The organism is uncultured Deefgea sp., from assembly GCF_947072475.1.
Classification (GTDB): Bacteria; Pseudomonadota; Gammaproteobacteria; order Burkholderiales; family Chitinibacteraceae; genus Deefgea.
Genome location: NZ_CAMTIA010000094.1, coordinates 1 through 6,412, shown reverse-complemented (window position 1 = coordinate 6,412; position 6,412 = coordinate 1). Strand labels below are relative to the sequence as shown.

At 51.1% G+C, this 6,412-nt stretch carries 6 protein-coding genes and 1 pseudogene; all 7 read right to left on the bottom strand.

Annotation, left to right across the window (positions count from 1 at the left end; all coding sequences use genetic code 11):
• Positions 1–1,116: pseudogene (locus tag Q0V82_RS16220) on the bottom strand (hypothetical protein); the annotation flags it as partial.
• A 4-nt stretch (positions 1,117–1,120) separates the two neighbouring features.
• Positions 1,121–1,672, bottom strand: coding sequence for a PilX N-terminal domain-containing pilus assembly protein (locus Q0V82_RS16215; RefSeq protein ID WP_297577436.1), 552 nt, complete (start codon positions 1,670–1,672; stop codon positions 1,121–1,123).
• Positions 1,669–2,691 (bottom strand): prepilin-type N-terminal cleavage/methylation domain-containing protein, encoded by a 1,023-nt coding sequence (locus Q0V82_RS16210; RefSeq protein ID WP_297577434.1) that lies wholly within the window; start codon positions 2,689–2,691, stop codon positions 1,669–1,671. Before Q0V82_RS16210 ends, Q0V82_RS16215 begins: the two co-directional genes overlap by 4 nt.
• Positions 2,688–3,134, bottom strand: a complete 447-nt coding sequence (gene pilV / locus Q0V82_RS16205; RefSeq protein WP_297577431.1) for a type IV pilus modification protein PilV — start codon at positions 3,132–3,134, stop codon at positions 2,688–2,690. The genes Q0V82_RS16210 and pilV overlap by 4 nt, the downstream gene beginning before the upstream one ends.
• On the bottom strand, positions 3,125–3,688 hold the full coding sequence (locus tag Q0V82_RS16200; RefSeq protein WP_297577428.1) for a GspH/FimT family pseudopilin: 564 nt from the start codon (positions 3,686–3,688) through the stop codon (positions 3,125–3,127). Before Q0V82_RS16200 ends, pilV begins: the two co-directional genes overlap by 10 nt.
• Before the next feature lie 571 nt (positions 3,689–4,259).
• Positions 4,260–5,459, bottom strand: a complete 1,200-nt coding sequence (gene pncB, locus Q0V82_RS16195) for a nicotinate phosphoribosyltransferase (RefSeq protein WP_297577425.1) — start codon at positions 5,457–5,459, stop codon at positions 4,260–4,262.
• 23 nt (positions 5,460–5,482) lie between these two features.
• Positions 5,483–6,295 (bottom strand): hypothetical protein, encoded by an 813-nt coding sequence (locus Q0V82_RS16190; protein WP_297577423.1) that lies wholly within the window; start codon positions 6,293–6,295, stop codon positions 5,483–5,485.
• Between the last annotated feature and the right edge of the window lie 117 nt (positions 6,296–6,412).

The window sequence follows — 6,412 nt, the reverse complement described above, 5'->3', positions numbered from 1 at the left end:
GGATAAAGTGGAATAACTCGCCACATTGCCGAGGTTTTTAAAGTAGCGGATTGCCGCGTAATACAGCTCGCTCACTGGGTCGTAACTTTTGTGCGCGCGTGAGGTCATCTGACCAAATTTATTCAGATAGTTAATTACGCCACTGTCTTGAATGCCCGCATTGGTATCTGCCGCATCGGCTGAATCTGGGTTGCGGTATAAAATCCCGGTGCTCGGGTCCCATTCGCGCGAACTATTGGCGACTAAACGGTTGCTGCTGGCGTCGAGTTTATATTCACCAACGAATTTATTTTTGGCGCGCATCACGCCGCCATCTCTCAGCGCGTTACTGTCATTGAGATAGCCAAAAATACTGTATTGCAAATTACTTGAATATTGCTGAATCAAGCCTTCTGGCTTCCAATTACTGCCATATTGCGTGCAGTTTTTTTCTGGAAAAGCCGAATCACAGACTTTCACGCGCACCGAGGCTTCAAACACCAGCTTTTTGTCGGCGCTACTGATTGGACTAGGGTAATCCTTAACAGTACCAGGGTTGTTGACATTACCAGTGCCGGTGAAATACATCTTATTGCCCAAGCCAGCGACGCGGATGGTGAGATTACCCCAGCTAAACGGCGTAGTTCCGGCGACGTTGCTGGTGCGATCACCATAACTGCCACCACGATCATGGCGGGCTTTTTCTAGCCATGTCTCGCCTGCCGTGTCACGAACGCGATAGCCGCCAGTCAGTGCCGAACGAAATGGATCTATCGTTTGTGTGACCGCCCAATTCATAAAATTACCACTCCAATTGCCTGAGCAACTGCGTGTGGTGGTTTTGCTGACGGGCTTGAAATGGCGATCGGCTTCATTGCTGGCATTCACGTAGTCGTAGCATTTATTGGCGTCAAAATAGCCGGTGTATTCATTGCTAGCTGAATAAGCCCCGACATTGGCCTGACTAAGAATGGTCGGAAACTCAACCGAAGGCACTAAGGCCAAACTACCCGGCACAAAACCACCGACATACAAGGGGGCAGGGGCAATCTCAATTGCCGCCCAAGCGGACGGCGTTAGCGACGCAATAGCGATCGCAACCAAGTAGGTGATCGATTTGATCTGACATTTAAACATGGTGCTACCTATCGACTTTGACGGTGGTTTGTAGGCGAACTGCGGCACGACCCGTACTTGAATCTGGCGAGCTGCGTGCAGTAATGCGGAAAGTGCGCGATACAATCCCGCCACTGCCGCCGTATTGATTGGCAAAGGCGCTGCCAGAAATCCCTGATTCATCATCGCTATTGGTTTCGGACATCAACTGAATAAAATACTGCGGTTTGCCTTCAAGCAGGGCAGTGTTGACTAAAAACGACGCGTCAACATCGGTCCAACCGGTGGCAGGGGTATCGGGTGGAGAGATCGGGCATAGCGTGGGGGCAAGGCAACTTTGCCCATTGAGCGCGGTGATATCGGGGTTGCTTTCAATCTTGGCTTCGGCGGCGCGCAGTGCTGATTCGGTGGCTTGTAAAGCCATCGACTGATCATAATTATTGCCGCTGATTTTTTCTTGCAATAGCACATTGCGAATGCCCGATACGCCAAGCAAGGTCGCAATCAATAGCAACACCAGCGCCATGATTAAAATAATCCCCGCTTGCGCAGGGCGGTAAGGCGCTGCGCGCATCATAATGTTCGATTCCTTAGAGAGATCACTTGGGTAATTTCGCGCGTTAAACGGCCATTGGGCGTGCTCGCTGCAGTAGCAATATTTTTTTCTGCGCTTTGTAGGCTGAGCGTTAAGGTGACGGCATTGACTTGATCCCACTGCGTATTGCTTAAGCTGCTGGCATCCACCCAGCTGGTGCTGCTAGGGATGCGATAGCTGATTTGCATATCGACCACGCCAGCGGCCATCTCAATGGGCGTGCCATCGATACCTACGCGATACAGCGAGCGACCCCCGTCTTGGCTGCGGCCATTATTGCCAATATACCAAGTGGAAGCCGCCAATTTAGCCACGGTTGAATTGGGCGCAAACTCATATTTACTGGTCGGGCCACTGCCGCAGTCAGTTGGAAAGGCCAAGTCATTACTGCAATTGCCTGGAGAAGTGCCGCTGCCTTTGTTATGCACCAGATTGCCGGTGCCATTGATATTGCTGACTTGAAAAATGGTGGCATGATCGCTATCGCAGACCATTAAAATATCCCCAGCGGCAATATTGTGGCCGCTGCCCGCTAGTTTGATATTGGCCGAGCCGCCGTTATGGCTTTCGATGCTGTACGCCGAATCGCTCATGCCTTGCAGTTGAATCGCGTGTGTGCCGCTAATGCGCTGACCAACACCGCTACCAAAAGCGGCCGCACTGGTGGCGGCATCACCAGAAAACCCGCGAATCGCCGCCCAATTGGACCACCACTGTGATGTTGGATTATTTAAAACATTGGCCACTTGCTGGGTATTGCCGCAGGCAATGATGCCGGTGCCACGAATAGCGCGCTCGAGAAAACTCAGTGCACTGCGGCCACTTTCGTTCACTTGCGACAAGCCCTCAGAGCTGCGATAGCTTTGCTTACTCGACAGAACTACGCCAGACACTGCAGCAATCATCAATAAGGCAATCGCCACGGCAATCATCAATTCGACAATCGAAAACCCGCGTTGAGATAAAAATCCCGCTCGAGCGGGTAGGGGTGCTTTTTTCATAGAAACACCTCGGTGACGATGGTTTGCTCGCGCTCGCCTTGCGCCGCGCGCGAATCATCCCAGCGTATGGTCACCGTACACCGCGCTGCGTTGCAGTTGACCGCACCGCTAGCGCCTTCACCCAATTGACTGCTAATGCTGGTGCGCCAACGATCCAGTACGCCGCTGGCAAAGCTGCTGCCAGAACTGACGGCGCTATCAATTGCCAAATTAAACTGACCGTTAATGGCGTTTTCGCGATCAGCGCGCATTGCGCTCAGCACTGAATTGGTTTGAATCACCGCCATATTGCGCTCGGTCGAGCTTTGATTGTGCTTGAGCGTGGCCAATTGCAAACCAGCCAAACCCAATAAACCGACTGATAGCACCACAATCCCAATGAGCACTTCAATTAAGCTAAAGCCAGCTTGTGATCGGGGCGAAGACATTGGGTTTACTGGCATACTTTGCTTCCTTTGGTGCTGACTAAACGACTCCCCGCGCCAATTGCCAGTGTCATTAAATTGTCGCTCGGACGGCCCCAGCTGCACGACCAAGTCGACATGCTGGCTGCGGCTAAATTGTTATTGTTGTAAGCCAAACCATCCGCCCCTAAGCGCAGTTGATTGGCGGTTAAATCGCTGGTGACTTGCATATTGCTGGCGCTGCTGAGGGCACCTCGGCGAATCACACCGACGTTGGAAATCACCCCCCAATGCAGCCAATTGCCCGCCGTGCTTGAACAAGCATTGGCGGTGGCTGAATCAAGCTTACAAAAAGTGACGCTGCGATTGAGTTTGATCGCTTCTGAGCGCGCTAAATTAATCGCCGCAATTAATTCGTTGTTTTGCGTGGTGATGCGATTGGCGACCATCATTTGGCTGAAATTGGGCGCAGCAATGGCGGTTAAAATCGCCAAAATACTCAGCGTAACCATCAGCTCGATTAAGGTAAAACCCAGTTGAAATAGCGTCTTAACGCGATGGGTAGTCAGATTGAAATGAAGGTGGCGCGGCATGGTGACTTTAAATTAGAGTAACGGTATATTAGTTAATGCTGATGGTATTGGTTTGCAGCTTAAATGACTAGTAATTTATTTGGCATGTCGTCATTTTAGGGGAAATGCCTAATGCAAATGGCTGCTTTCTGTGGTTTGCATGCATCAGTTTTCAGTTGTAGCGTATTGATCAGTAAGGCTTTAGTCGCTGTGAAATCGCGGCAAGGATAATTTGGCGGGCAAGCGGCGTAAATAAGGTGTTAAATCTTTCTTTTGTCTTTCGTGTTTAGTATGGTTTGTGCTTGAGATCACCCTTAGTCAAGACATCGGCTTTATTTTTAGGCTGGTTTTAAGGGCGTAAAGGCGCGTGCTCAAATGCTATTGATGTGGGTATTTGCTTGTAGAGCTTAATAAACAAAGTCTGTACGTTGATACCCATCATCAATACTGATTTATGGGCGATGATCAGCGCATTGCAGTATGCCCTCCCCGTGAAATGGGAAGGGCGAGCGCATTTTGATTTAATACTGAATGGGTCTACTGGCACTGAACAAGTCAGCAAGAATGTGGCGCTGGAATCAAGCGAGTGGGCTTATTTGATTTTAAAAACGTCACACAAATAATTAAGAAAATTCACATCCTCACACATGCCTTTGCCCGGCGTATCGCTGACTTTGGCCACCGGTTGCCCGTTGCAATACACCAATTTCATGACGATTTGTAAGGGTTCTAAGCCGCAGTCATTGGACAAATCAGTGCCAATCCCAAAGCCGACGCGTGAGCGCGGGGCAAAGTGTTGGTAGAGCGCAATGGCTTTATCAATATTGAGCCCGTCGCTAAACACCAATTGCTTGCTGCTCGGGTCGATTTTCATTGTGTGATAATGCGCGATGATTTTTTCACCCCACAAAAACGGGTCGCCCGAGTCGTGACGCACGCCGTCAAACAGCTTGCAAAAATACAAATCAAAGTCACGTAAAAACGCATCGGTGCCGACAACGTCAGTCAGCGCGATGCCCAAATCGCCGCGATATTCTCGCACCCAATGCTCGAGCGCATTTTTTTGAAAATCACGCAATCGTGAACCAAAGCTTTGAAACGCTTGCAGGTATTCATGCGCCATGGTGCCAATCGGCGTAAGGCCAAAGCGTTTGGCGAGTAATACATTGCTGGTGCCGCGCATTGCGCTGCATTGGCTGGCGAGTGCTTGCACCACTTCGGCATGCCATTGCCGAGAAAACCGCCGCCGGGTACCAAAATCAAAAAATACAAAGGGATTGGCCAGCGGCGCTTGCGCTGCAAATTGCTGCAAAGTATTGATTTTGGCCGCCAGATGGGCGCGGCCAATCGCGAGCGCAGGCGCGAGCTCAAATTGACGGAAATACACTTCATTGACAATCGACAGCACGTAGATTTCAAACAACATGCAATGCAGCATCGGCCCTTTTACGGTGATGCTCAATTGGCCGGGTTGTTGCGTTGATTCGCTAACGCGAATAAAGCGCCGTTGCAGCTGAAATAAACGCAAAAAATCGACGAAATCGGATTTGATAAAACGCAGCCCCGCCAAATAATCGAGCTCGTCTTCGCTAAAGCGCAGCGTACATAAATGATCGAGCTGGGCGTTTATTTCGGCTTGGCAAGCCGCGAGCGGCAGCGCGGTGCGATTGCGGCACTTAAACGCGTATTCCGACTGCGTTTGCGGTTGGCTATGCAAGATTTCTTGCATCATGGTGAATTTATATAAATCGGTGTCGAGTAAAGACTCAATCACAGGCACTAAAGTTGTCATGCAAAGATCGCTTTTAAGTTGGATCAATGATCGAGCGCCAGCGCCAAATGGCTGGCGGTTTGCATGCCACGGGCGCGCATCTCGGTGATAAAAGCTTGCCCTTGTTCGGCAAAGCCCGCGACTGGGCTGGTGCAATCGGTGAGTAATACTAATTTATGCATCTGCGCCTCGCCCAAGGCGCTGGCTAAATCGCGCACCGTGCTGGCCACACAATGCGATAGCGCTTGGCCGGCAATCAAAATTAAATCGGCTTTAGCCAGCTCGGCCAACCACGCGGTATTGGCGGGATTAACCGCATCATTCACATCGGGCACTTCGGCTTGCAGCGCCGAATAATGCTCGCTACGCGGATTGCTGCCTTTATGAATAAAGTGTAGCGGTCTGAGCGTTTGCCGTTGCCATGCATAGAGCGCGGCGAGTAAATCGCTTTGCACCGCTTGCCCCCAGCTACCAATCAGGCAATGCTCGGGCCAAATCATCAGTTGATAGCGTTGATTGCGGCTGAGCGCTTTTACATACGCCAAACTGTGCGCTTGCTGCGCCGGATCGCGCGCGCGCCACACGCCGCGTTCAACATCACTTTGGCTAATCACTGTGAACGGCGCGGGTAGTTGGCCTGCGGCATCACACCACCAGCTCGGATGGGCAATATCCACCGGCAAATGCGAATCAAGCGTGACATGAATTTGGCTGAGCGCAGTGCCTTGCTGGGCTAAAAGTGCGCCAATGCGTTGCAAATCAGCGCTGGCGCCAGCAACGGGCAGCGCTGCGCCAGCTTGATCGCAAAAATCATTTTGCGGGTCGATGATGATCAGTTGCACATTGCGCTTTGGCATCGGCTTTCCTTCATTGATTGCGCCCATTCACGGGCAACGCGGGGATTGGCAGCATACTCTGAAGTAGGATTGAGCGCAGTAAACTAGGCACACTCGCGATCTGGATCATGGTTGGGG